This window comes from Streptomyces pallidus (ex Mingjun et al. 2026) (assembly GCF_051550185.1).
In the GTDB taxonomy this organism is placed as follows: domain Bacteria; phylum Actinomycetota; class Actinomycetes; order Streptomycetales; family Streptomycetaceae; genus Streptomyces.
This window is the reverse complement of sequence record NZ_CP196181.1, coordinates 5947977-5973218: the sequence shown is the minus strand read 5'-3', so window position 1 is coordinate 5973218 and position 25242 is coordinate 5947977. Positions and strand designations below refer to the sequence as shown.

The 25242-nt window shown below is 74.8% G+C and carries 17 protein-coding genes and 1 pseudogene; 7 read left to right on the top strand and 11 right to left on the bottom strand.

What is annotated here, in order from left to right:
• Positions 1 to 79 precede the first annotated feature (79 nt).
• A complete protein-coding gene (locus ACSHWO_RS26435; protein ID WP_438315561.1) occupies positions 80 to 1123 on the top strand; it encodes a lytic polysaccharide monooxygenase in 1044 nt (347 codons plus the stop codon).
• A 9-nt stretch (positions 1124 to 1132) separates the two neighbouring features.
• Here the strand turns inward: ACSHWO_RS26435 and ACSHWO_RS26430 are convergent, their stop codons facing one another.
• The 3 genes from ACSHWO_RS26430 to ACSHWO_RS26420 form a co-directional block, all read right to left on the bottom strand.
• Positions 1133 to 2002, bottom strand: a complete 870-nt coding sequence (locus tag ACSHWO_RS26430; RefSeq protein ID WP_385837155.1) for an esterase/lipase family protein — start codon at positions 2000 to 2002, stop codon at positions 1133 to 1135.
• A 163-nt stretch (positions 2003 to 2165) separates the two neighbouring features.
• Entirely contained in the window at positions 2166 to 3158 is a 993-nt protein-coding gene (locus ACSHWO_RS26425) for a DNA polymerase Y family protein (RefSeq protein WP_438315557.1), read from the bottom strand.
• Positions 3155 to 6733 (bottom strand): DNA polymerase III subunit alpha, encoded by a 3579-nt coding sequence (locus tag ACSHWO_RS26420; protein ID WP_438315554.1) that lies wholly within the window; start codon positions 6731 to 6733, stop codon positions 3155 to 3157. Before ACSHWO_RS26420 ends, ACSHWO_RS26425 begins: the two co-directional genes overlap by 4 nt.
• Before the next feature lie 165 nt (positions 6734 to 6898).
• Between ACSHWO_RS26420 and ACSHWO_RS26415 the strand changes: the two genes are divergently transcribed.
• A complete protein-coding gene (locus ACSHWO_RS26415; protein ID WP_438315551.1) occupies positions 6899 to 8017 on the top strand; it encodes an ABC transporter permease in 1119 nt (372 codons plus the stop codon).
• 41 nt (positions 8018 to 8058) lie between these two features.
• Here ACSHWO_RS26415 and ACSHWO_RS26410 read toward each other — a convergent pair whose 3' ends face one another.
• The 4 genes and pseudogenes from ACSHWO_RS26410 to ACSHWO_RS26395 all read right to left on the bottom strand — a co-directional run bounded on the left by ACSHWO_RS26410 (position 8059) and on the right by ACSHWO_RS26395 (position 14106).
• Positions 8059 to 9324: a vanadium-dependent haloperoxidase gene (locus ACSHWO_RS26410; protein ID WP_438315548.1), complete on the bottom strand. Its 1266-nt coding sequence runs from the start codon at positions 9322 to 9324 to the stop codon at positions 8059 to 8061.
• Between the two features lie 301 nt (positions 9325 to 9625).
• A pseudogene (locus ACSHWO_RS26405) lies at positions 9626 to 11271 on the bottom strand (IS1182 family transposase).
• A 185-nt stretch (positions 11272 to 11456) separates the two neighbouring features.
• Positions 11457 to 12332: a S1 family peptidase gene (locus ACSHWO_RS26400; protein ID WP_361097926.1), complete on the bottom strand. Its 876-nt coding sequence runs from the start codon at positions 12330 to 12332 to the stop codon at positions 11457 to 11459.
• A gap of 427 nt (positions 12333 to 12759) precedes the next feature.
• Entirely contained in the window at positions 12760 to 14106 is a 1347-nt protein-coding gene (locus tag ACSHWO_RS26395) for a DUF5685 family protein (RefSeq protein ID WP_438315544.1), read from the bottom strand.
• Positions 14107 to 14390: 284 nt separating this feature from the next.
• Here ACSHWO_RS26395 and ACSHWO_RS26390 point away from each other — a divergent pair, with 284 nt between their 5' ends.
• Entirely contained in the window at positions 14391 to 14840 is a 450-nt protein-coding gene (locus ACSHWO_RS26390) for a cell division protein SepF (protein ID WP_361097932.1), read from the top strand.
• A gap of 9 nt (positions 14841 to 14849) precedes the next feature.
• On the opposite strand, the gene ACSHWO_RS26385 is transcribed toward ACSHWO_RS26390, so the two are convergent.
• Together ACSHWO_RS26385 and ACSHWO_RS26380 are read right to left on the bottom strand one after the other, a co-directional pair.
• Positions 14850 to 16019 carry an acyl-CoA dehydrogenase family protein gene (locus tag ACSHWO_RS26385; protein WP_385837217.1) on the bottom strand — a complete coding sequence of 390 codons (1170 nt, stop codon included), beginning with the start codon at positions 16017 to 16019 and terminating at the stop codon, positions 14850 to 14852.
• 27 nt (positions 16020 to 16046) lie between these two features.
• On the bottom strand, positions 16047 to 17852 hold the full coding sequence (locus ACSHWO_RS26380; RefSeq protein ID WP_438315539.1) for an MFS transporter: 1806 nt from the start codon (positions 17850 to 17852) through the stop codon (positions 16047 to 16049).
• A 295-nt stretch (positions 17853 to 18147) separates the two neighbouring features.
• Here ACSHWO_RS26380 and ACSHWO_RS26375 point away from each other — a divergent pair, with 295 nt between their 5' ends.
• Together ACSHWO_RS26375 and ACSHWO_RS26370 are read left to right on the top strand one after the other, a co-directional pair.
• The gene (locus ACSHWO_RS26375) at positions 18148 to 19287 is read left to right on the top strand and encodes a hypothetical protein (RefSeq protein WP_438315536.1); all 1140 of its coding nucleotides are present in this window, start codon (positions 18148 to 18150) and stop codon (positions 19285 to 19287) included.
• Positions 19288 to 19633: 346 nt separating this feature from the next.
• Positions 19634 to 20764 carry a phosphatase PAP2 family protein gene (locus ACSHWO_RS26370; protein ID WP_438315533.1) on the top strand — a complete coding sequence of 377 codons (1131 nt, stop codon included), beginning with the start codon at positions 19634 to 19636 and terminating at the stop codon, positions 20762 to 20764.
• A 447-nt stretch (positions 20765 to 21211) separates the two neighbouring features.
• Here ACSHWO_RS26370 and ACSHWO_RS26365 read toward each other — a convergent pair whose 3' ends face one another.
• Positions 21212 to 22204 (bottom strand): helix-turn-helix transcriptional regulator, encoded by a 993-nt coding sequence (locus ACSHWO_RS26365; RefSeq protein WP_438315530.1) that lies wholly within the window; start codon positions 22202 to 22204, stop codon positions 21212 to 21214.
• 356 nt (positions 22205 to 22560) lie between these two features.
• The gene (locus ACSHWO_RS26360; protein WP_438315527.1) at positions 22561 to 23397 is read right to left on the bottom strand and encodes a transglycosylase family protein; all 837 of its coding nucleotides are present in this window, start codon (positions 23395 to 23397) and stop codon (positions 22561 to 22563) included.
• Between the two features lie 387 nt (positions 23398 to 23784).
• Here ACSHWO_RS26360 and ACSHWO_RS26355 point away from each other — a divergent pair, with 387 nt between their 5' ends.
• Both ACSHWO_RS26355 and ACSHWO_RS26350 read left to right on the top strand, forming a co-directional pair.
• A complete protein-coding gene (locus tag ACSHWO_RS26355; protein ID WP_438315524.1) occupies positions 23785 to 24606 on the top strand; it encodes a hypothetical protein in 822 nt (273 codons plus the stop codon).
• A 209-nt stretch (positions 24607 to 24815) separates the two neighbouring features.
• Positions 24816 to 25214, top strand: coding sequence for a hypothetical protein (locus ACSHWO_RS26350; RefSeq protein WP_385849155.1), 399 nt, complete (start codon positions 24816 to 24818; stop codon positions 25212 to 25214).
• Positions 25215 to 25242 lie beyond the last annotated feature (28 nt).

Here is a 25242-nt window from a genome sequence, read left to right as displayed (position 1 = left end):
GCACCGCCCGGTTCCCGGCACCTCCACCGCCCCGGGGCCCGGCCCCGGGCTCCGCCGCCCGCTCCGAGGAGAGCCTCCCATGCCCGCTCGCCACCGTCGCCGGACCCTCACCCGTATCGCCGCGGCCGGCGTGGCCCCGCTCGCGGTGGCCGTGTCCGCCGCCGCGCCCGCGGCCGCCCACGGATCCATGACGGACCCGGTCAGCCGGGTCGCGGCCTGCTACGCGGAGGGGCCGGAGTCGCCGAAGTCGGCGGCCTGCAAGGCGGCCGTGGCCGCCAGCGGGACCCAGGCCTTCTACGACTGGAACGCGGTCAACATCGCCGATGCGGCCGGCCGCCACCGGTCGCTGATCCCGAGCGGCCGGCTGTGCTCCGCGGGCAACGACAAGTACCGCGGCCTGGACCTGCCGCGCGCCGACTGGCCTGCGAGCCCGATGGCGGCCGGCCCGCACACCTTCCGCTACAAGGGGACCGCCCCGCACCGGGGCACCTTCGAGCTGTACGTCACCAAGGACGGCTACGACCCGTCGAAGCCGCTGACCTGGTCGGACCTGGAGCCCGCCCCGTTCGCGAAGGCCACCGACCCGGGTATGCAGGGCGGCGACTACGTGTTCTCCGGCACCGTCCCGAACAAATCCGGCCGGCACCTGGTCTACAGCATCTGGCAGCGCTCGGACAGCCCGGAGGCCTTCTACACCTGCTCGGACGTGGTCTTCGGCAAGGACAACGGAGGCAGTGGCGGCAGCAACGGCAACGGCGGCGGCGTCCCGACCGCGAAGCCCAGCGGCAAGCCGGGCGCCGAACCGGACACCGGGACCTCCGAGCCCCCCGCCCCCGCCCCCGAGGCCCCGACGGACCGCCAGATCACCGACGGGCAGGGCAGGTCCTCGGTGGAGCACCACGGCCACGGCGACGACGACCCGAGGACGAACGGCGTCACCGCGCTCGGCGCGGCCGCGACGGACGCGCCCACGGGTGGTGGCACCGACCTGGCGCAGACCGGCGGCAGCAGCGCCACCCCGGCGATCGCGATCGCCGGGGTGGGTGTGCTGGCCGTCGGCTCGGCCGTGCTGTTCGCGGTGGCCCGCCGCCGGGCGACGGCCGGCCGCCACGGCCGCGTCTAGGCGTGCGCCTCAGTCGAAGATCGAGGCGCAGGTGGTCCGTTCGGCGTGTGCGGGGTCGAGGGCGTTGAGCGCCTCGTGCCAGGCGATCCGGTCGGTGAGCCCGATGGCGACGTGCTCGGACAGGTCCAGCGGGCACAGGTCCTGCAGGACGACGTTGCGCACGTTGCTCCCGGTGCCCTGCAGGAAGCCGCTGCGGTACGGCGTGACCACCTCGTCGTACTTCGTGGCGATCACCGTGTACTGGACGCCGGGCACGGTGTCCCCGCCCGCGTTCAGCTTCGTGAGGAAGGGGGATCCGGTGATCTGGTCGGCCAGGCCCGGCGTCTTGGAGTTGATCAGGTCCTCGGCGCCGGGGAAGTACGGGAGCAGTGCGGTGAGGCCGGACAGGGTCGTGCCGTGGTTGTCGGGCGCCAGTCCGATCAGCGCGTTGACCTTGGCGGCGCCGCCGAGGAACTTGAGGTAGTAGTTCGGCATCATGCCGCCCTGGGAGTGGCCGACGATGTCGACCTCGGCGGCGCCGCTGGCGGCGAGCACCTGGTCGACGAAGACGGCGAGCTGGCCGGCGGACTTGTCGGCGGGGCCCAGCCCGTGGAAGAAGGGGACGCCGGGCAGCTGGCCGTAGTCGAGCGAGTAGACGCAGTACCCGCGGTGGACGAGGTACGGGGCGAACCCGAGCCAGTTGTCTACGGAGTTGCCGAGGGTGCCGTGCACGAGGACCACCGGGCGGGGGTGGGCGGCGGACGGCTTGCAGGACCAGTTGTTCCAGCCGCTGCTCGGTGCGGAGGCGGCCTGTGCCGCGCCCGTGGGGGCGGCGAGGGCGGCGGCGGTGAGGACGAGGACGGCCAGCGGGCGGAGCAGGCGTCGCAGCCAGGGCAGCATCGGGTGATCTCCTTGCGGCTCAAGGGGAATGGACGTGGGGGCTCATCCCGTGATCCGGATCACAAGGCGTGCTGCTGACGCCAAATTACGGTCGAGTAGCAAAACTGGGAAGTTACGCGTCAGTAAAAAATGCGCGCCGCGCCGCCTCGTCGGCTATGCCGCCCTACGCCGCCCTGTGGAAGGTGGTGGCCGGGCGGACCGTTCCGGGGCCGAAACGCGCGTTCGCGCGGTCGACGGCCGCCTCCACCGTCAGCCGCGCCTCGCGGACCGGGTCCAACGACAGCTGCCGGGACACCCGCTCGGAATCCGTCAGGTCCTCGGCGCGCAGCACCATGCCGGTCAGCCGGGCCCGTTGCAGTCCGGCCGCGTCCAGCAGGCGGTACGCCGCCGCCCGCAGGTCCTCGTCGTGCGCGGACGGCTCCGGGAGCCGGCGGGCCTTCTCCCAGTGCCCGCCGCCGGCGAACCGGAGGGTCAGCGACACGGACCGGGCCGCCTGGCGGCGTCCGCGCAGCACCGCCCCCAGCCGGACGACCAGGCCGAGGAGCACGGCCCGGGTGTGCGGGCCGTCGAGCTCGTGCCGGGTGAACCCGGTCCGGACGGCGGCCGATGCGGGCAGGTCCTTCGGGGTGACGGGGCGCGGGTCGATCCCGCGTGCGCGCTCCGCGGCCAGCCGACCGGCCCGCCGGCCCAGGATCCGCTCGACGGTGCCCGGGGAGACGGACGCCACCGCGCCGACGGTGTGCAGCCCGTACCCGCGCAGCGCCTCCGCCTGCCGGGAGCCGATGCCGTGCAGTTCCTCCACCGGCAGCGGTCCCAGGAAGCCGGCCGCGTCGCCCTCCGGCACGGCCAGGACGCCGCCGGGCGCGGGCACCCGGGCGGAGGCCGTGGCCGCCACCGCCCAGGTCGCGGCGACCCCGATCCGTACGTCCGTACCCAGCCGGGCCACGGCGCGCAGCCGCACCAGCTCGGCGATCCGGCGGGCGTCCGCGTCGAAGTAGCGCCGGGCGCCGCGTACGTGGACCAGCGCCGCCCGGGGCGGCAGCGCCTGGACCGTCGGAGAGAACTCCCGCAGCAGCTCCAGGACTTCGCGGTACCCCTCCTCGGACACCGCCGGGGCGCACCGGACGTGCAGGACGCCGTTCTCCGGGGCCGTCATCCCGCGCTCCCCGGGCTGGAGTGCCACAGCTTGCGGCCGGTCGCGGCGCGCTCGCCGGCGGGCTGGAGGTCGGCCCACGGGTTCATCTCGTACCCGGTGGGCAGGTGGATGCGGCGCCCGGAGTCGGCGGACGGCGCGCCGGATCCGGCGGAGCCCGCACCGGATCCGGTCCCGTCCGTGCCCGGCGGGGGCTCCGCCAGCCGGGCCGCGACCGCGGCCGGGCCGCCGGAGCGGCGCAGTTCCACCAGCTCGGCCAGGTTCCAGGCGGCCGCGCCGACCACGCTGAGGCTCTGCGGTCCGCGCCGCTGCACGACGCCCCTGACCAGCAGCAGGAACGAGTGGAAGACGGTGTGTGCGCAGGCTTCGTGGCTGTCGTCGAAGAAGGCCAGGTCGACCAGGCCCGTCCCGTCGTCCAGGGTCGTGAAGACGACCCGCTTACCGGACCGGATCGGCGGGGTCTGGGTGGCCGCCTTGGCCCCCGCGACCAGCACGGTCCGACCGTGCTCGACCTCGCGCAGCCGGCGCGCCGGGATCACGCCCAGCTCGGCCAGGAAGGCCTGGTGGTCGCCCATCAGGTGCCGCGAGGCGTCCATCCCGAGGACGCCCAGCTCCGCGCTGAGCCGCTCCTCGTCGGTCAGGTCGGGCAGGCCGGCCGGGGCCGTCGACCGCCCGCCGCCCAGCGGGAGCTGGGCGCTGCCGCGGGCCGCGGCCGGCCGCTGGGCACCGTGCAGCTCGGCCAGGTGCAGCAGCAGGTCGCGCCGGTTGACGCCGAAGGCGTCCAACGCCCCGACCTGGGCGAGTCGTTGGGCGACCGGGTGGCCGGGGTGGGCCCGGTCCCAGAAGTCGCGCAGCGATCCGTACGGCTGCCCGTCCTCGATGCGCAGCGCCTCGGCCCCGCTGATGCCGTGGACGTCGGACAGGGCCAGCCGGAGCCCCCACACCGCGGGTTCGCCGGGCACCGGTTCGATGCGGTGCGCCACCGCCGACCGGTTCACGTCCAGCGGCAGCACCGGCACGCCGCGCCGCCGCGCGTCCGCGAGCAGCAGCCGCTTCGGGTACATCCCGGGGTCGTGGGTGAGCAGTCCGGCGTAGAACGCCGCCGGGTGGTGCGCCTTCAGCCAGGCCGACTGGTACGTGGGCACGGCGAAGGCCACCGCGTGCGCCTTGCAGAAGCCGTAGCTGCCGAACGCCTCCACGATCTCCCAGGTCCGGCCGATCACCTCGGCCGAGTAGCCCCGTTCGGCCGCCCGCGCCGTGAACCACGCCTTGATCCGCTGCTGTGACTCGGGGTCGGACAGCCCGCGGCGGACCCGGTCCGCCTCGTCCCGCCCGCAGCCGGTCAGGACGTGCACGATCTCGATGATCTGCTCGTGGAAGACCACCACCCCGTACGTCTCCTCCAGCGCCGGCGCCAGGTCGGGGTGCGGGAAGCGGACGGGGGCCCGCCCGTGCCGGGCCTCGATGAACGGCCGCACCATGTCGGCGGCCACCGGGCCGGGCCGGAACAGCGAGATGTCGACGACCAGGTCGTGGAAGGTCGACGGCTGGAGCCGCCCCACCAGGTCGCGTTGGCCCGGCGACTCTATCTGGAAGCAGCCCAGTGTCTCCGCCGAGCGGATGAGCTCGTACGTCGCCCGGTCGCCCGGCGGGACCTGCGCGGGGTCGTCCAGATCGAGCTCCTCGCCGGTGGTACGCCGGATCTCCGCGACGGCGTGCGCCATCGCGGACTGCATCCGTACGCCCAGCACGTCGAGTTTGAGCAGGCCGAGGTCCTCCACGTCGTCCTTGTCGAACTGGGACATGGGGAAGCCCTCGCCGCTGGTGGGCACCACGGGGGTGCGGGCGAGCAGGGAGGCGTCGGAGAGCAGCACCCCGCACGGGTGCATGGCGGTCCCGCGCGGCAGCGCGTCCAGCGCCTCGACGAGCTCCCACAGCCGCCCGTGCTCCTCCTCGCGCACGCCGCGCAGCTCGGGCAGTTCGGCGAGTGCGGCGCGGGCGTCGCGGGCCCGGACGTGCGGGAAGGCCTTGGCGAGCCGGTCGACGACGGCCGGGTCCATGGACAGGGCGGCGCCGACGTCGCGGACGGCGTGCCGGACCCGGTAGGTCTCGGGCATGGAGACGGTGGCGACGCGCTCGGTGCCGAACCGGTCGATGATCCTGCGGTAGACCTCCAGCCGGCGGGCGGACTCCACGTCGATGTCGATGTCGGGCAGGACGTGGCGGCGCTTGGACAGGAAGCGCTCCATCAGCAGGCCCTGGGCGACGGGGTCGGCGTGGGCGATGCCGAGCAGGTGGTTGACGAGGGAGCCGGCGCCGGAGCCGCGGGCGGCCACGCGGATGCCCATCTCCCGTACGTCGTCCACGACCCGGGCGACCGTCAGGAAGTACGAGGCGTAGCCGTGGTAGGCGATGATGTCGAGCTCGTGGTGCATCCGCTCCCAGTAGGCGGGGTCGCCGGCGTAGCCGCGCAGCACCATGCCGGCGGAGGCCCGGGAGGCGAGGACCCGCTGGGCGGTGCGGTGGGCGGCGCCGACGAGGTGGGCCTCGGGGAAGTGCACGGAGCCGATGCCGAGGTCGTCCTCGGGGTCCACCGCGCAGGCCTGGGCGGTGCGCCGGGTCTCCTCGAGCAGCCGGCGGGCGTCGCCCGGGCCGAGGCCGGCGGCCCGGGCGATCCGGTCGGCGGTCTCGGCCATGGCGGCCGGGCCCTTGAGCCAGCGCTCCCCGCTGTCGAGGGGACCGCGGGGGTCGACGGGGACCAGGCGGCGGGCCGCGTCGAGGACGTCGGCGACCGGGCCCTGCCCGGGGTCGGCGTAGCGGACGGCGTTGGTCAGCACGGCCGGGACGCCCTGTTCGGCGGCGAAGCCGACGGTGCGGGCGGCCAGCCGCAGCGAGCCGGGGCCGGTCCCGCTGCGGCCGTGGTGGACGGCCTCCAGGCGCAGGGAGTCCCCGAAGACCTCCCGCCAGGGCGCGAGCAGCCGCGCGGCCCGGTCGGGCCGGCCCGCGGCCAGGGCGCGCCCCACCTCGGAGCCGGGGCCGAGCAGGACGTACACGCCCGTGCCGTGCAGGGCGTCCCAGGGCAGTACGGGCGGCCCGCCCGGGATGCCGGGGGCTCCCGCGGTGCCGTCGGCCCGCCCGGCGTGGGCGGGCAGGGCGGCGTGGGCGGCGGTGACCATGCGGCACAGCTCGGCCCAGCCGGCGGCGCCGTCGCGGGCGAGGAAGACGGCGCGGGGCGCGGACTCGTCCACGAAGGCTCCGCCCCTGACGGGGGTCCGCCGCCGGTACGACGCCTCGGCGCCGGGGCCGCCCGACGCGGACGCGGACGCGGATGCGGGTGCGGGTGCGGGTGCGGGTGCGGGTGCAGCCGACACGGCCAGGTCGGTCCCGAACAGCGGCCGGATCCCGGCCTTCGCGCACGCCTTCGCGAACCGCACCGCACCCGCGAGGGTGTCCCGGTCGGTCAGGGCGAGGGCGTCCATGCCCCGCTCGGCGGCACGCTCCGCCAGCCGTTCCGGGTGCGAGCCTCCGTAGCGCATGGAGAACCCCGAGACGGTGTGCAGATGCGTAAACCCGGGCACCCGCGGCCTCCTGCTTCGTTCGTCGAACACCTCCCCCGTGTCCACCATAAAGCAATTCGAATATCCGTGCGAAACGTTTGTTCGATCATCCACGGATCACCAGCCGCTAGCCCGTTCGGCCCGCCCCTGCTGCGCCCCGCCCCCGGCCCGACCAGCGTGGGGACCATGACCCAGAGCACCGACGCGGGCCCCTCCGGCGGGTTCGCCGCCGAGTTCAAGGACGCCGTGACCATCCGGGCGGCCCTGCTGGTCCTGGGCGTACTGGCCCTCCAGCTCGCCTTCATCGCCTCGTACGTCGGGGCCTTCCACCAGCCCCGGCCCCGGGAGATCCCCCTCGCCGTCACCGCGCCCGTCCCGGGCGTCGCCGAACAGTCGGTGCGGCAGCTCCGCACGCTGCCCGGCACCCCGCTCGACCCGCGCGCGGTGCCGGACGAGGCGGCCGCGCTCCGGCAGATCGAGCACCGGGACGCGGACGGCGCCCTGGTCGTCGACCCGGGTGGTACGACGGACCGGCTGCTGGTCGCGAGCGGCGCCGGAGCCTCGCTCTCCCAGGCCCTGGAGCAGGTGGTCCGGCTCGCCGAGGAGTCCCAGGGGCGCAGCCTCCAGGTGGTGGACGCGGTCCCGGCCGCCGCGGGCGACGCGCGCGGCCTGACCTCCTTCTACCTGGTCGTCGGCTGGTGCGTCGGCGGCTACCTGTGCGCCGCGATCCTGGCGGTCAGCGCCGGCGCCCGGCCCGCCAACACCACCCGCGCGGCCATCCGGCTCGGCGTGCTCCTGCTGTACGCGGTCGTCGCCGGACTGTTCGGTGCGCTGATCGCGGGCCCGGTCCTGGACGCCCTGCCCGGCGGCACCGCGGCCCTGTGGGGGCTGGGCACCCTCGTCGTCCTCGCGGTCGGCGCGCTCACCCTGGCCTGCCAGGGCCTGGCCGGGGTGGTCGGTATCGGCCTGGCGATCCTGCTGGTGGTGGTGCTCGGCAACCCGAGCTCGGGCGGCGCCTATCCGTACCCGCTGCTGCCGCCGTTCTGGAGCGCCATCGGCCCGGCCCTGCCGCCGGGGGCCGGTACGTACGCCGCGCGCTCGATCGCGTACTTCCACGGCAACGGGGCGGCCGGGGCGGTGCTGGTGCTGGCCGCCTGGGCGGTGGTCGGCGCGGCCGTCACCCTGGCCTGTGCGGCCGTCCGCAAGGGCCGCCCGGGGGCCGCCGTGGGCAGCGGGCCCCCCGACGGCGCCGGACGGCCCGAGACCGGGGCGGACGACGACCGCGCGCCGGCGGCCGGCCGCTGAACCGCCGGGCGGGGCCGCCGGGCCGCCGGGCCGTCGAACTGCTACGGGCGGTCGGTGCCCCGCGGCTCGAAGAGCCGGTCGGCGTGGCGCAGGGCGTGCAGTGCGACCGTCCTGCCGAGGACGACGCCCGCCTCGTCGGCCGAGCGGCTGTGGATCCCCGAGAAGACGCGGGCGTCGACGTTGTCGCGGGTCAGCTCCGCCCAGCCGGTGTAGGTCCGGTGCACGCCGGGCGCGGTCGGGCTGGTCAGGGAGAAGGGGGCGGTGCGGGCCCCGACGAGGGCGCCCAGGACGGTCTCGGAGGCCCCCGCGTAGGTGGTGTGGCCGCTGGGGTAGTCGGGGTGGGCCGGGGTCGGGTGCAGCGGCGTCCAGGCCGGGTCGGGGGCGATCGAGCCGGTCCGGATGGCGGTGACGGGGCGCCAGCGGGTGTACGCGTACTTGCTGTCGGAGGTGGCGATCTGCGTGTCGACCAGGGCCGCGTGGTACAGGGCGACCAGCTCCGCGCGCCCGGCGGCCGAGCGGTGCGAGCGGGTCACGGCCACCCGTAGCGGCTCGGTGTAGAGGGTCAGCGAGGGGCCGTACCAGAACTCGGCGGTCTCGGTCTGGCGGGGGGTGCGCACGGTGCTGTCGGCCTTCCCGTACGCCCGCACCTCGGCGAGGTCGGCCCGGTAGCGGCGGGAGTCGAGCGCGGGCGGCGGGCCGAGCCGGTACTGGGAGGGGGAGTCCAGCAGGAAGGGCTTGGCGGTGCGGTTGCCGTACTGGATGGCGGGGGCGTAGCCGTCGGGCGTCGGCTGCCATACGCCGGGGGCGGCGGGCGGCACGGTGAAGGGCGCGTTCACGGACTCCGGGTCGAGCCCGTCGCCCTCGCGCTCGGCGAGGGCGGCCCGGGCCTGCCGCTCCCCGGCGGCGACACCCCGCTCCTCGGCGGGGCCGTCGGGGATCCGGTCGAGGGTGGCGGCGAGGGCGGCGTCCAGCTCGGCCGCGCGGGCGGGGGCGAGGGAGAGCAGGGCGCCGTGGACGGCGGAGGCGACCGCCGCGTCCTCGAAGGCGGCCCGGTCGCGGCCGACCGGGGCCTCCCGGGCCGCGCGCGCGGCGGCCAGCCAACTGATCGCCCAGGTGCGGCTGTTGGTGATCTGGGTCGGCGCTCCCGCGGCGGCGACGGTCTCGGCGGTGGTGTCGTACCACTCGCGTACGACGGCCCCGCCGTCCGCGGCCGGGACCGGGGCGGCCTGGGCGGCCGGGACGGCGGCGGTGGCTGCCAGCGCCAGCGCGGCTCCGAGGGACAGCAGGGCGGAGCGGGACGGCTTCACGGACACTCCTGGTTGAGGGCGACGCGGTGTACCGGCAATGCGGCCCCGACGCTAACCAGCCGCCGCGGACCGGCACAACGGCCCCAACGCGCCACGTCCGTCCCGAAACACCCCCTGGCGGGTGCGGACGTCGACCACCGCGCCGGTTCCACTGCCGTCCGTCCCCCTGCCGCCGCACACGGTGGTGGGGCTCGCCCCCGGGGACGCCGCCGGGCTGGACCGGTGCGTCGGCATGACCCCGTACCCGACGCCGAGCCCCCGCCCGGTTCGGATGCTGTTGGCAAATCCGCCCCGTTGGATCTCATCCAGCGGGGCGGAGTGCTGCGAAGGGTGAGGTGCGCGTGCGGGCGAGAGGTCTGCTTGTGAGCCGGGCATCGAGACGGGCGAGGTTGATGGCGGCGCCGGTGAAATGGTGTTGGACTCGGGTCTTGGAAAGGCCGCGGTAGCAGGATCTGCGCAGGCCGAACGCCTGGACGGCTTGGGAGATGGTGCCCTCGGCCCCGGCGCGGTGGCCGTAACGCCGTTGCCACTGCTCGGTGTCCTGCTCGGCCCGTGCCCGCTGAAGGATCTCGTGCTCGACCCGTGGCCGGAACGTGAGCGCGCGGCCGTGGGGCGAGTCGGTTCAGGACGTCTTCAGATCGCACCGGCCGCACTCGCGGGCCGGGAACTTGACGCGGGTCACGGGGGTGCCCCGATGGCTGGTGGTCTCACGCCAGATGGTGTTCTGCTTGCCTCCAGAGCAGGTGACGGAGTGCTGGTCCCAGTCGATGTGAAGCGGGTGTTGTCGAAGTGCCCCGGTACGACCTGCTGGCGTGAGCTGATCGGTTTGACCGGACCGACCAGTTCCAGCTGATGATCACGGCGGGCGTGTCGGATCTGCTCGGCGTCGATGTATCCGGCGTCCACCAGGTGCTCGTCTGGCAGAAGACCGCGCTCGGCCAAGGCGGTGTGGATGTCTTCCAGGACAGCATCGTCGTTGACCGGTGCCGGGGTGGTGTGAACGTGGGCAATCAGGTGCGGGGCGTCCGGCTCGCAGGTCTCGTTGAGGTGAACCTTGTAGCCGGACCAGCCCAGATCCCGTTTGGCCCCGGTCCTCGCCTCAGGCTCATACGGGCTGCGTAAGCGGATCAGGCCGGGTGGAAGGTCCTTGGGCTCACGCCAGCGCACGACGCCGTCGGCGAGCTGAAACTGCTGCACCCACGTCCGGCGCAAGAACTCCACCGCGGGCAGGCTCCGCAGGCCAGGCGGAGCCGAGGGTGACCAGACGGCCTCCAACAGGACCATGCCATCGGCTCCGCACTGGTCGCCGTGTGCGACCCGGGCGGCCCACCGGGAGGGGAAACGACTGTCCTCCGGCCGGGCCGAATAGCGGTCGAACCACTCCGGCGCAGCCAGTGCACCCAGCCAGTACCCGGTCGTCTTGGCGACCTCGTTCAGCGCTGCCCGCAAGGTTTCGGCCACGAACTCCAGCCGGTTCAGGTCCCTGGTCACGGCCAGCACATGCGTGGCGTCCGTGCGCTGCCGTTTGCCCGCCTTGACCAGCCCGGCCTGCCCGGCCGCCCGCAGCACCGCATCGAACACCGCCCGGTCCGCGTCCGCCTCGACCAGCCGGGCCCGGAACTCGCTGAGCACCGAGAAGTCGAAACCGGTGTCGGTCAGCTCCAGCGACAGGGCGTACTTCCAGTCCAGACGCGAGCGGACCGCGTGCGCGGCTTGCCGGTCGGTCAGACCCTCCGAGAACTGCAACACCGACACCATCGCCAGCCGGGCCGGCGACACCGCCGGCCGTCCCCGCACAGGGAACAGCTCCTCGAAGTCAGCATCGGTGAAGACCGGCCCGAGCGCATCACGCATCCGCATCGCCAGACAGCCCTTCGGGAACACCGCACGCGCCACCCGTGCCGTTCCCTCCGGGATCTCCGCCAGCTCCACTCCACGCAACGACACGAACCCACCCCTGAACACGACGACGGCCTGCACCACCCCAACGGGGTCGTACAGGCCGTCGTCACGCAGGCCCCGGATTTACCAACAGCATCCGGTTCGGGTGGGGGCTCGTGATCACGCCCGGTGGGGGCGGAGGTGCCGTCAGGGCCGCGGCAGGCGTCAGTAGACGCCGGCCGCGGCAGGCGTCAGTAGACGCTGACCCCGTAGGCGTTCAGGGCCTCGACGACCGGCTGGAAGAAGGTCGTTCCGCCCGTGGTGCAGTTGCCGCTGCCGCCGGAGGTGAGGCCGATCGCGCGGGTGCCGGAGTAGAGCGGGCCGCCGCTGTCGCCCGGTTCGGCGCAGACGTTGGTCCGGATCAGGCCGTAGACGATGTCGCCGCCGCCGTAGTTCACGGTGGCGTTGAGGCCGGTCACGGACCCGCTGTGGGTACCGGTGGTGGAGCCGCGCCGGGTCACGGACATGCCGGTGGTGGCGTTGGCGGCGCTGGTGATGTCCTGGCTGCCGACGGTGCCGGGGTGGGCGAGGGCGGCGTTGTCGTAGCGGACCAGGCCGTAGTCGTTGCTCGGGAAGCTGGAGCCCACGGTCGGGCCGATCGCCGTGGTGCGCGCGGAGTTCGTCCACCAGGTGCCCGCGCCGTCGGTGCAGTGGCCGGCGGTCAGCATGTAGTAGGTGCTCCCGCTGCGCACGTTGAAGCCGAGTGAGCAGCGCCAGCTCGACGCGTACACCGCGTCACCGCCGGAGACCAGCTTGCGCAGGGTGCCCGGGATGCGCTCGACACGCAGGGCGGCGGCGTCGGCTCCGGCCTCCGCGCGGATCCTGGCGAGGTCGGTAGCGGTGACGGTGGAGTCGGCGGCGACCACCAGGGTCCCGTTGGCGGGGTCGGTGTACCAGGCGGTGCCGGCGACGTCGGCGCGTTCCACGGCGGCGCCCGCCGAGGCGAGCCGGGCCGCGCTGAAACCGCTGTCGGCGTTCGCGGCGGTGGGGGCGGCGAGCCCGGCGACGGCGGCCAGGCCGGCGGCAACCGCGAGCAGCCGGGTACGGGTGATGCTCTTGATCCTCACTTGTCGTCCTCCCGGGAGGGGTCTGGGGCCCGGCGCGCGTGGGGCGGCCGGAGCCCGTGAGGCGCAGCCGGGGGTACGGCGGGCGCACTGTTTTTAGTCGTGCCCCTGACAAACTCCCGGACAGTCGCTGTCGGGAGTGTCGTGGCGCCGGTCACGGGCGGCAAGGGCAACTTTCGGCCTCCGTCCCCCCGCCGCCGGGCCGTCGCGGGAGCGTCTGCGACATCGTTCATGCCGCTCAGCCCTTCCACACCGGCCCCCGCGGGAACCGCGCCCTACGCCGTCCGGGTCTGCGACCGGTTCCGCGTAGGCGGCCTGACGGGGGATCGGCGGGCCGCCGCCGCGCCGTCACGCGGCCCGCTCCCGCCTCCCCCGTCCTGTCGGTGCCTTCCGGCCCGCGGCCCTTCCCGGTCTTGCCGGCCCTCCCGGTTCAGCTGCAGCCGCAGTCGCAGTCGCAGCAGCCCCCGTCGCAGCAGTTGCAGCAGTCACAGTTGCAGTTGCCGCAGTCGCAGTCGTCGCACCACGCGTCCCGCTTCTTCCGGGACCACGGGCCCTCGTGCTCCGTGCAGCACAACTGGCAGGTGCAGAACAGCCCCACGGCCACCGCGCAACCGGCGAGCAGCCCGCGCCGCGGCTTCTGCGGGGGCATCCCGGGACCGCCCGGCCCGCCCGGGCCGCCACCGTGAGGGCCGCCTCCGTAGGGTCCGCCGCCGTAGGGTCCGCCGCCGTGGGGACCGCCGTACTGGCCGCCGCCGTACTGGCCGCCGCCGTACTGACCGCCGCCGGGCGGGTTCCCGCCGTAGGGGTTGCCGCCGTACGGGCCTCCCCCGTACGGGTTCCCGCCGCCCTGGCCGTAGCCCTGCGGCGGTGCTCCGAAGCCGCCGCCCTGCCCGACCGCGTTCATGGCCGTGTGACCGCAGGAGCGGCTGCCGAAGGCGCGGTCCACGGAGGTCCGCAGCTCGTGCACCAGCAACCGGTGCGCCAGGCCCCCGTCCACGAACTCGACCTCCTTCAGGGCGAGCCGGATGCCGTGGAGCGCGTCGTCGCACAGCCGCCGGGCCTCGGCGAGCGGGGTCCCGGTGGCGGTCAGCGGGTTCCAGGCGCCGTTCTCCGCGTCCGCGGACCGGTCCTCGACGGCGTCCAGCAGGTGCGCGAGCCGGCCGAAGTACCGGCCGGCCTCCGCGAGCGGGGCGGCGTTGCCCGGCCGTCCGGCCAGCTGCGCGGTGTGCGCGAAGGCGGCGGCCGTCGCGGTCTCCGTCGGCTCGGTCACCACGAGCACCGGCGTCCCCGGGCCTGCCAGCGCCTCGATGTCCGTCTGCCGGTCGACGGCGTCGAGGAGCACGGCGGTGTCGAAGCCGAGCGCGGCTCCGGTACGGGCGCCCGCGCGGTCCCAGCCGCGGGCCACCCGGCGCGCGGCGGCGGCGATCGGGGCGCGGGCCAACAGCCCGTCCCGGTCGGCCACGTGGTCCCGCACCTTCGCCGAGGCGAGCACGAGCGAGACGGCGGCGGCGAGCCGCGCCCCCTCGCCGTTGGCCACGGCGGCCGTGCGCATGCCGCGCAACGGGCAGGGGCCGGCGGTGCGCCGGGCGCCGGGGGCCGGGCCCGACTGAGCCTCCGTCAGGACGGATATGAGAAGCCCGTCGTAGTTGGTCACGATCCGGGCGAACTGTCCGTGATCTCCGCGAAGTGCCAGGCAGAGCCCGCAGAGATGGGCCATCCACTCCGTCTTGAAACGCTCCCCGAGCCGGTGCGTGCAGGGTCTGACGATGCCGAACAAACCAGGTCCCCCGAGTGTCAATCGCTTGCGAGACGGGCATCGTACCGATCCGGTTCGGTCACCCGTACGTCCCCGCCGCCCACCCGGACGGCGGCAGTCATCGTATTTTCACTCAGTCAGCAGTGGGGCCGACCAGGATCCTGACGGTGCAACGGATGTTCTGCACCAGTACCGTCACGAAAACCGTGCGCGGCGGCTATCCACTTGGCGCGTTGTCAGCATCATGGACGACCATAGGGACAGCGGAGAGAAACAGACCGACCGCGGTGAGAGAGGAGGCGTCCATGGGTTCGGTACGCAAGGCGAGCGCTTGGCTGGGTCTCGTGGAGGACAGCGACGACGAGCGCTACTACGACGACGACTACGCGGAGGCCCCGCACGGTTCCGTGGCGGGGCCGGGCGACCAGTGGGTCACCGACCCCCGGGTCAGGGTCGCGTCGGAGTCGGCCGTCGAGCAGGGCCGCCGGATCGCCACCGTCACGCCGGACGGGTTCCGTGACGCGCGCGCCATCGGCGAGCTCTTCCGCGAGGGCGTCCCGGTGATCGTGAACCTCTCGCAGATGGACCCGTCCGACGCCAAGCGCGTGGTCGACTTCGCGGCCGGCCTGACCTTCGGCCTGCGCGGCTCGATCGAGCGGGTGGCGACCAGGGTCTTCCTGCTGACCCCGGCCGACACCCAGATCGTGAGCGGCGAGTCCGGCGGCCGCTCGCGCGACTTCTTCAACCAGAGCTGAGGCAGGGCCTCACCGGAAGGCGTCGAGCCCGGTGAGCGCCTTGCCCAGCACCAGCTGGTGCATCTCCACGGTGCCCTCGTAGGTGAGCACCGACTCCAGGTTGGTGGCGTGCCGCATGACGGGGTACTCGAGCGAGATCCCGTTGGCACCGAGGATCGTCCGCGCGGTACGGCAGATGTCGATGGCCTCGCGGACGTTGTTGAGCTTGCCGAAGCTGATCTGCTCCGGCCGCAGGGTGCCCGCGTCCATGCGGCGGCCGAGGTGGTGGGCGAGCAGGATGCCCTTGTGGAGCTCCAGCGCCATGTCGGCGAGCTTCGCCTGGGTGAGCTGGAAGCCGCCGATCGGCCGGCCGAACTGCTCCCGCGTCCGCGCGTAGTCGAGCGCGGCCTCGAAACTGGCGCGCGCCGCGCCCATGGATCCCCAGACGATCCCGTACCGCGCGTGGCTGAGACAGCCCAGCGGTCCCTTGAGCCCCGTGACCCCCGGCAGCACCGCGTCGGCGGGCAGTCGCACGTCGTCCATGACCAGCTCGCTGGTGACCGAGGCGCGCAGCGACCACTTGTGCTTGATCTCGGGCGCCGAGAAGCCGGCGGAGTCGGTGGGTACGGCGAAGCCGCGGATCCCCTCGTCGGTCTGCGCCCAGACCACGGCCACCGCCGCCACGGACCCGTTGGTGATCCACATCTTGCGGCCGTTCAGGATCCAGTCGGAGCCGTCGCGCTTGGCGTACGTGCGCATGGCCGCGGGGTCGGAGCCGATGTCGGGCTCGGTCAGGCCGAAGCAGCCGATGAGTTCGCCGGCCGCCATGCCGGGGAGCCAGCGCTGCTTCTGCTCCTCCGAGCCGTACTTCCAGATCGCGTACATGGCGAGGGAGCCCTGGACGGAGACCAGCGAGCGGATCCCGGAGTCGGCGGCCTCCAGCTCCAGGCAGGCCAGTCCGTACTGCACGGCGGTGGCGCCCGCGCAGCCGTACCCCTGGAGCGACATGCCGAGGGCGCCGATGGCGCCGAGCTCGCGGGCCAGCTCGCGGATCACCGGCAGCTCACCGGTCTCGTACCACTCGGCGACGTACGGGAGGACCCGGTCGGCGGCCCAGCCGCGGACGGTGTCGCGGACGGCGAGGTCCTCGGGGCTGAGGAGCTCGTCGAGCCCGAGCGGATCGGTGGGGACGAAGGACACGGGGCCTCCCGGCGCCGAAGGGTGAACCTAGCGGTGCAAGTTTGACCTTGCCGCCGCCCCCGGTCCACCCCCGGCCGGGCCGGCGAGGGCGTCACGGCCGGACCGCGCCGGGCCGGGGATCCGCGGGCGCTCGGCGTCGGGGTCCGCGTCCGGGGCGCCGTCGGCCCCGGCGGTGACGACGTCAGCGGTGGCCCCGGAGCCGGCGGTGGCGTCGGAGCCGGTCTGCTCGGGGACGTCGGCGCACTCCATGACCCGCGGCAGCTTCAGCGCCATCACGGCCCCGGCGAGCAGCAGGACGGCGCTGACCACCAGCGTGATGTGCAGGCCCTGCACGAACGAGTGACGGGCCGCGCCGAACAGCGACTCACCCGCGGCGCCGCCCAGCTTCCCGGCGATCTGGTAGGCCTCGCCCAGCGAGTTCGCCGCACCCTTGGCGTCCTCGGGCGACACGCCGGGGACGTCCAGCAGCCCCGGCGCGTAGGCGGCGTTCATGACGCTGCCGAGCAGGGCGATGCCCATGCCGGCGCCCAGCTGGTACGAGGTCTCGCCTATGGAGGCCGCCCCGCCCGCCGTCTCCGCGGGAGCCTCGCTCAGCATCGACTCGTACGCGGCGAAGAGGGTGGTCTGGAGCCCGAAGCCGAGCAGGACGAACCCGACGGTGAGCAGGACGGGCCGGTCGTGCTCGCCCATGAGCGTCAGCAGCAGCACGGCGAAGGCGGTCAGTACGAAGCCCAGCGACACCATGGTGCGCGGCCCGACCCGGGCGAGCGTGTACGAGCCGGTGGCCCCGGCGGCCATGGCCGCGAAGGTCAGCGGCAGCAGCCGCAGACCGGTTTCGAGGGGGCTGAGCTCCAGCACGAGCTGGAGGTACTGGACGGCGAGCAGTTCGAGGCCGACCAGGGCCAGCATGGCGAGCACGATGCACCCGACGGAGGTGGAGAAGGCGGCCCGGGCGAACATCCGCATGTCGATGAGCGGGTGCTCGCGGTGCTTCTGCCGGCGCGTGAACAGCACCAGCAGGACCACGCCGAGCAGCAGCGGCAGCAGCGACTCGGCGTCGAGGAGGCGGCGCTCGGCGCCGAGCCGCTTGACCCCGAGGACCACGCCGAGCACACCGCCGGCGGCCATCAGCGCGCCGAGTACGTCCCACGGCCCGTCGGCGGCGCCCCTGGACTCGGGCAGCAGCCAGCGTCCGAGCGGCAGGATCAGCGCCATCAGCGGAATGTTGATCAGGAAGACCGAGCCCCACCAGAAGTGCTCGATGAGGAAGCCGCCGAGGACCGGGCCGCTGGCCGCGCCGATGGCGGCGACGGCGGTCCAGATGCCGATGGCCAGGGCGCGCTCGCGCCGGTCGGGGAAGACCTGGCGCAGGATCGACAGGGTCGCCGGCATGATCATCGCGCCGCCGACGCCGAGCAGGGCGCGGGCGACGATGAGGATCTGGGCGTGGTCGGCGAAGGCCGCGAGGGCGGAGGCCGCACCGAAGAGGCTGTAGCCGAGCAGGAGTATCCGGCGGCGCCCGATCCGGTCGCCGAGGGTTCCGAAGAGGATCAGCAGAGCGGCGCACACCAGCGGGTAGGCGTCGACGATCCACAGCAGCTCGACGGAGCTGGGGCGCAGGTCCTCGGTGACGGAGGGGACGGCGACGTGCAGGATCGTCGCGTCGAGCGCGACGAGGACCAGGCTGACGCACAGCACGGCGAGGACGACCCAGCGGTTGGCCCCGCCGGAGGCCGCGCGCAGCAGCGCCCCGAGGGACGGGCGGCCGGCGGGCGCCGTGGGGGTGGGTCTGCTGTCGGCGGTCCTGCGGTCGGCCGCGTTGGTCCCCGACATGCATGTACCTCCCAGATGAATCGCTCGCACTCGGCGGACCAGCGTCTCGGCGGAGCCGCCAGGGTGGGGGACGGGGCGGCGTCCTACGGGGTCCGGCATCGACATGCGAGTGAACGGTCAGCGTACGCGAGTCCGCCTGTCCGGCACGTGGCCAAGCTCTCATCGCGACGGCGGCCGCACTGTGGCGTACGCCACTCACCCCACCCGCTCCCCTCCCCCGCCCTCCCTCCCCGTACACGCCTGGTCACCGCGTGTGGTTCTGCCCGCTCGGCGGCTGCGGCCGCCACGGATAATCATGCCCGTGAAAGATCATGGTTTTCGCCGGGTTGCGCCGGCCCTGGCCGTTTTCGCAGCGGTCCGGCTGCTCGGGCTGGGCGCGCTGGCGGCGTGGGGCGCGGCGGCCGGCAGCAGCCCGCACCGGCTGCTGTCGGCGCGCTGGGACTCCCTCTGGTACGCGCGCATCGCCGCCGAGGGGTACGGACACGAGGTGGCCCTGCCGGGCGGGGTCGTCCACTCCGACCTGGCCTTCTTCCCGCTGCTGCCGTGGCTGGAGCGGCTGGTCGCCGCGCCGACGGGGCTGGGGTACGGCTCGGCGGGCCTGGTGGTCTCGGCGGTGGCCGGGCTCGCCGCGGCCTGGGGGATCTTCGCGGTCACCGACCTGGTGTGCGGTCGGCGGGACCTCGGCGTCGACGGCCGCCGGGCGGGGGTGTTCGCGGTCGGTGTCTGGGCCGCACTGCCCGTCGGCGTCGTGCAGTCCATGGCGTACAGCGAGTCCCTGTTCACGGCACTGGCCGCCTGGGCGCTGTACGCGGCCCTGCGCGGCCGGTGGGTCGCGGCGGGACTTCTCGCGGCCGGGGCGGGGCTGACCCGGCCGGTCGGCGCCGCGGTGGTCGCGGCGGTGTGGGTGGCGCTCGTCCTGGCCCGGCGGCGCGGCGAACGCTCCTGGCGGATGGCGGCGGGGGCGGCCCTGGCCCCGGCGGGGGCGGCGGCGTACGGGTTGTGGGTGGGCGCGTACACCGGGGGCGGCCTGCTCGGCTACCTCGACGTACAGGCCGGCTGGGGCAACGGCTTCGACGGCGGGCTCGCCTTCGCACGGTTCGTCGGGGCCAAGCTGGTCTCGGGCGCGGCCCCGGCGGCGATCGGGCTGATCGCCGGCGTGGTGCTGGTGCTGTGGCTGTACGCGCTGTGCGTGCGGCAGGGGCAGCCGGCCGTGCTGCTGGTGTACTCCGGGATCGTCGTCGCGCTGGCGCTGGGCGCGTCGGCGTACTTCGGGTCCAAGCCGCGGCTGCTGCTGCCGGCCTTCCCGCTGCTGCTGCCGGCGGCGGTGGCACTGGCCCGCGCGCGGCCGGGGCGGGCGGCCGCGGTGCTGGGGGGCGTGGCACTGGCGTCGGCGGTGTACGGGGCGTTCTGGCTGAACGGGTCGGGGCCGCCGTAGGCGAAGGGGCGGGGCGGGAGGGGCGACACCGCGGGCCGGACCCGGGGCGCACGCCTCCACGCCGCCGCCGCCCGCACACCACCCCGGCCCGCGCCGCCGCGCCGCGCCCCGCCCACGCAACGGAATGGATCATTCCGATCCATCTTTCGGCAAAGGAATTGGGCGCCGCCGATAAAGCCCGGGCAGGGGTGCGAAACAATGACCGGGGCCAATGGATCGGACACTCCAACTAATGCCTTAATCCCAGGAATTAAGTGCCGCGTGAGACCAACTCCACATCACATGGTCATCACAAACCCGGTGATTCGCCCGGGCTGACCAGCGGCGCGCGGTAACGTCGATTGACGTGCGTACCGACCAAATCCTGTCCCGGCTGGAGCGGGTGTTCGCCCGACTGGACCGGGAACCCGAGCGACCGGCTCATCTGCAAACACCGCAGATGAGCCGGCACCGCGTCGTGCTCTTCGGAGCGACCCTCGCCTTCTACCTCGCGATCGTGGTGGCCGTACTGACCACGTCCTGGCTCGTCCGCCTGGACTGGCAGGTCATGTTCTTCCGGCCGTACGACCAGTGGCCGCAGCTGCACGCCTTCCTCGACTACCTCGTCGTGCTGGGGCAGCGCGGGCCCACCGCGGTCATGGTCGCCGCATGGCTCGGCTGGCGCTCCTGGCGGCAGCACACCCTCCGCCCGCTGATCACCCTCGGCGTGGCGCTGCTCCTGCTCAACATCACCGTGGGCGCCGTCAAGCTGGGCCTCGGCCGCCTCGGCCCGCACTACGCCACCACGATCGGCTCCGCCGAGCTGTTCGCCGGCGGCGACATATTTCCTTCCGGCCACACCGCGAACGCCGTCGTGACCTGGGGCATCCTGGCCTACCTGGCATCCACCACGGTCACCCGGCGGGTGCTGTCCGTGGTCTCCGCGGTCGTCTCGCTGAGCGTCGGCGCCACCACCGTCTACCTCGGCACCCACTGGGTCAGCGACGTCCTGCTCGGCTGGTCCGCCGGCCTGCTGATCATGCTCGCGCTGCCCTGGTTCGAGCCGCTGATCTCCGGTGTCGAGGCCTGGGTGTTCGAGCGGCGGGAGGGGATGCGGCGCCGCGTCGAAGCCGGAACGGTGCCCGCGCCGGTCGCCGGCGCACTCGTCCCGCTGCTCTCCGCGGGCGGCAAGTGGCAGCCCCCGCGCATCGCCGGAACGGGCGGCTCCGGGGCAGCGGCGGGAGCCCCGGCCGCAGCCCGGGCCGCGGGCGCGGCAGCCGGCGCGGCGGTGCCGGGTCAGGCCACCGGCCCGGCGTCCGCGCAGGCCGGAGCCGCGGCCGCGCACGCAGCGGTGCCCCGGCCCGCGCACCACGCCGGCCGGGCACACCTGGTCCGCTCCGAGCGGGTACCGGGCACCCCGGGCGGCGTCCGGCGCCCGGGGCACGCCGAACGGGCCCCCGCGGGACGCGCCGCCGCCCGCCCGGCCACCAACGGCTGAGGCCGGGCCTGGGGGACGGAGGCACCGGGGCGGTACGCACACCACCCTCACCTCCCCCTCCACCCCCGCACCGCACGCCGGAGGGGGCGGGCCGGGCCGCCCGCCCGGCCGGCCCCCTCCGTCCGAACCTCCCGAACGTCAGCATCGCGCCCGGAGGTTCGTCCGTACCGGGTCACGCTTCTGTCACGGAATGTCGACAGTTCCCCGGGCCCCCGGAGTTCTCCGGAAGTGGCGCACGGGCCGCGTACGACTCCCGACGCCGCATTCTTTATCCGGCCCTTGGTGGAACCGGTGCCGCACGCCCCGGGAAGCGCCGCGGGACCTATGCCGGACCGGGCCGGGACAGCTGCCCGACCCCATTCGCATTCCGTTAGAGAACGTCTGAATTCCGCGGCCCGATTGCCCCGGAGCGACCGGCGGACACACCGCCCGGGCCTCCCGGAATCCCTACTCCCTCTCGACGGCAGCGGTCCCGCCCGCCCGGTCCAGGGCCCGCCCGAGGAGGTCCCGCGCCGCCCGGATACGGTCGGTCAGCTCCTGCGGCTCGACCACCTCGAACTCGCAGCCGAGCAGCATCACGTGGATGACGAGCACGTCGAGGCTGGTGGCCCCGGTGCGCAGCAGGCAGCTCTTGTCGTCGACCGGTTCCAGGGCCCCTTCGCTCGGCCCGATCAGCCGCGCCGCCTCCTCGGCCGGCAGCCCCAGCCGCAGCACCGCACGGGCGGCGTAAGCGCCCTGGGCCACGCCCCGGGACACGTATGCCGCTAGGTCCGGCGCGGGGGCCGGGCGCGGGACGAACCGCGGCCCGTGCGGAGGCCTGGGCTCGATCCGGTCGGCGCGGAAGGTCCGCCAGTCCTGCCGCTCCACGTCCCAGGCGACCAGGTACCAGCGCCGCTCGGTGCACACCAGCCGGTGCGGCTCCACCACCCGCCGCGAGGCGCTTCCGGCGTGGTCCCGGTAGGCGAAGCGCAGCCGCTCGTTGTCCCGGCAGGCCGCGGCGAGCTCGGCCAGCACGGAGGGGTCGACGGCGCTCCGCTCCGGCGCGCGCAGCATCGGGACGGTGAACTCGTCGATCGCCGACACCCGCCGCCGCAGCCGCCCCGGCAGGACCTGCTCCAGCTTGGCCAGCGCCCGTACGGAGGCCTCGCCGATCCCCTCGACCCCGTTCCCGGCGGCGGTGCGCAGGCCCACCGCGACGGCCACCGCCTCGTCGTCGTCGAGCAGCAGCGGCGGCAGCTCGGCCCCGGCGCCCAACTGGTAGCCGCCGCCGGTGCCGGGGGTGGCGTTCACGGGATAGCCGAGCTCCCGCAGCCGCTCCACGTCGCGGCGCACCGTCCTCGGGGTCACGCCGAGTCGCTCCGCGAGGTCGGCGCCGGTCCATTCGCGGTGGGCCTGCAACAGGGACAGCAGGCGCAGCAGTCGTGCGGAGGTCTCCAGCATGCCGAGCAGTGTGCCAGCGTCGGCGGTACCGCCCTGCGACGGCCCGCTCCCCGCCCCGTGCCACCGCACCCCGCAGTCGGCCGACGGGCCACCGCCGGCCGCAGGAGCGGCCCTCGACTGCCCGGCCCGGAGAGGGCGCGCGGGGGACGCCGCCGCCGCGCGACGTACGACGCCCCACGCGGCGAAGCCCGTTCGCCACACGGACGAGTGAGCCCGACGCCCCGCACGGCCCCGCACGGCCCCGCACGGCTTCGCACGGCCTCGCCGGGCCGCCGGGCCGCCGCGGTCGAGCGGTCGGGACGGGCAGCGGAGAGGCACTCGCCCGCCCCCGCGAAGTACGGCCCGTGACGCGGGGTTCAACGACCGGGGCGCGGAACGGCCCACCCCGGCCGGGCCCGGTAGGGCGGCTCGGGCTCGGCCGAGGACACGGACCCCGGGCCCGCAGGGGCCGACCTCGACGGCGGTACGGGCGCGGGCGGCGCGGGCGGCGCGGGCGGCGCGGGCGGCGCGGGCGGGGCAGCGGGAGCCGGTGCAGGCGGCTTGTCGGGCCCCGGCGGTCGGGCGGGCAGGGGTACCGGCGGCGACTTCGGCGGGGGTGCGAGCGGGGGGAGGGCCAGCAGGGCGCCGGGGGTGATCGCCCGGGGATGCGGGCCGATCAGGGAGCGGTTGGCCTCGTACAGCGCCTGCCAGCCGCCCTGAACCCGGCGTCGGCGGGCAATGCCTTCGAGCGTGTCCCCGGCCCGCACCACGTGCGCCCGACCCGCCAGCCCGTACCGCTTCGCGCACACCGGCCAGGCCTCCCACCCCTGCCAGGCCAGGACCTCCTCCGCCACCAGGATCTGCTGCTCCCGGCCGGCCAGGTCGGCCCGCGCCGCGAACGCCAGCCCCCCGTACTCCTCCCAGGTCCGCTGCCGGAACTGCAACCCGCCGTAGAAGCCGTTGCCGGTGTTGATCGCCCAGCGCCCGCTGCTCTCGCAGTCGGCCACGCAGTCCCAGGGCCACTCCGCGCCCGGCCCGCAGTCCCCCGGTCCGCTGCCGATGGTCCCGGGCGAGCCGGGGTGCGCCGCTCCCACGGGTCCGGGCGCCGGCGGCGGAGGGGCCGCGCCGGCTCCCGACGGGAGTACGAGAACGAGAGCCAGCGCGGCGACGGCGGCAGCCGCCGAAGCGGCCCGCCGGATCCGGGGGTCGGGCATCGGGTCACGCTACGCAGCCCGCTGGCCCGCACCCCGCCGCGCCACGCGGAAGGGCCCCGCGCCCCGCCCGAACCCCACCCGGTCGGCGGATCCCGCGGCCGCTCCCGCGGCGGGCCCGCCACGACGCTTCCCCGGCAGACCTCCGGCCGCGCCCGCCGCAGGCCCCGCGCAGCCCCGTCCAAACGCGCAGCTCCGGCCAGCAACTGCGCACAAAACGGCAACAGTTGGCCCGAAAACAACGCAGTGGTGCGGCCGTTCACCCCTCCGGGGGTCGGGTTCGATTCCGTTCCCTCCGACGGCGTGACCCCGGCCGCCGCTCCCCCGTTGATCCGGCAGGCCGGGAACCGCTCGGCCCGCCCCTGCTTGCCTAGCCCGAGGAGCCACCCCGTGCCCCGCATGCTCGACGTCAGTGATGAGGTACGTGCCGAGATCGGTGACGAAGAAGCCGAGAGGCTGCTCACCGGCGACGACGCACCGCGCAGTTACGACTGCACCTCCTGCCGCACCCCCGGGGACCCGGAGACCGACCGCACCAGCACCGTGCTGTTCGTCGGCGAGGAGACCGCCGTCCTCGCCTTCGCCCACGCCGGCTGCATCCCCTCCCAGGTCGTGAACGTCTCCGAGGAGCAGCTGCAGGGCGCCGTCCGCAGCATCACCGGCGACAGCCCCGCCCCGGAGTCCGCGGCCCCCGGCGCGCCCGGCTCCGTGCCGCGGAGCGTGCCCGGCGGCCAGGCCGTCCTCGGCATCACCAGCGGCCTGGTCCTGATCGGCGGCGAGCTGCACCCCGCGCTCGTCGTCGAGCCGACCGCGCCGATCGCCCGCCCGGGCAGCGACGGGCCCGGCGACGACTTCCTGCCGCTCCTCATCGAGCAGGGCTTCATCCCCGTCACCGACACCGCCGGGGTCCCCTCCCCGCTCGCCGGCTGGTCGGTGCTGCTCGCCGCGGGCCAGCTGCACGCCGTGCTCCAGCCGGACCCCAAGGGCGGCAAGCCGGTCGCCTGGTGGCAGGCGCACCAGGCCCTGTCGGTCACCGACGGCTGGCGGGCCGCCGTCAACAAGACCCAGCGCGTCCTCGTCTACGCCGCCCCCGTCGGCTCCATCGGCCAGCAGCCCCGCGAGGACCTGCTGCGCGACGCCCTCGACCGGGCCGCGGCGGCCGGCCAGCTCGTCGCCGCCTCGATGCCCCTGGCAGGTACCCCGGGCGCCTGACGCCGAGGGACCCGGAAGCGGACGGCCCGCCCCTCACCAGGGGGGCGGGTCGGACGTGCGCCGGGGGTGTGCGGTCCGCCCCGCGCACCCCCGGCGATCTGCGTTTTCTGCCCTCCGGGCCGCATCCGCAGGGGCCCGGGGTCGTTTGCTGATACGTGCATTCATACGACCCCTCCCGAGCCCCTGCCCATCCGAGCACCGTCTCCCCGATGCGCCCCGTACGGGACCGGGACGGCGCACCCGCCGCCGCCTCGCACACCCCCATCTACGACACGCTGTACTCGGAGTACCTGCGCGCCTTCCGGGCCCTCCCCGGCGACCGGACCGGCGAGGAGGACCTCGCCTTCACCTCGTTCACGTACGCCGGCTCCTACACCGGCTCCGTGACCGCCCCCGGCACGTACGGCAGCGGCTGGAGCGGCTCCTCCGCCTGGCACCCCGACTGGCAGTCCGCGTACCCGGCGGTGCCGCAGCCCGCGTACGCGTACGCCGCCACCGGCACCGCGACCGGCACGTACGCGTACGCGTACGGCAACGGGCGGCAGCACCAGTCCGGGATGCACCACATCCCGGCGGCCCTGCCGCCCGCTCCGCGCCGGGGCTACTGACCCCTCGGACCCGGGGAGACCCCGCCAG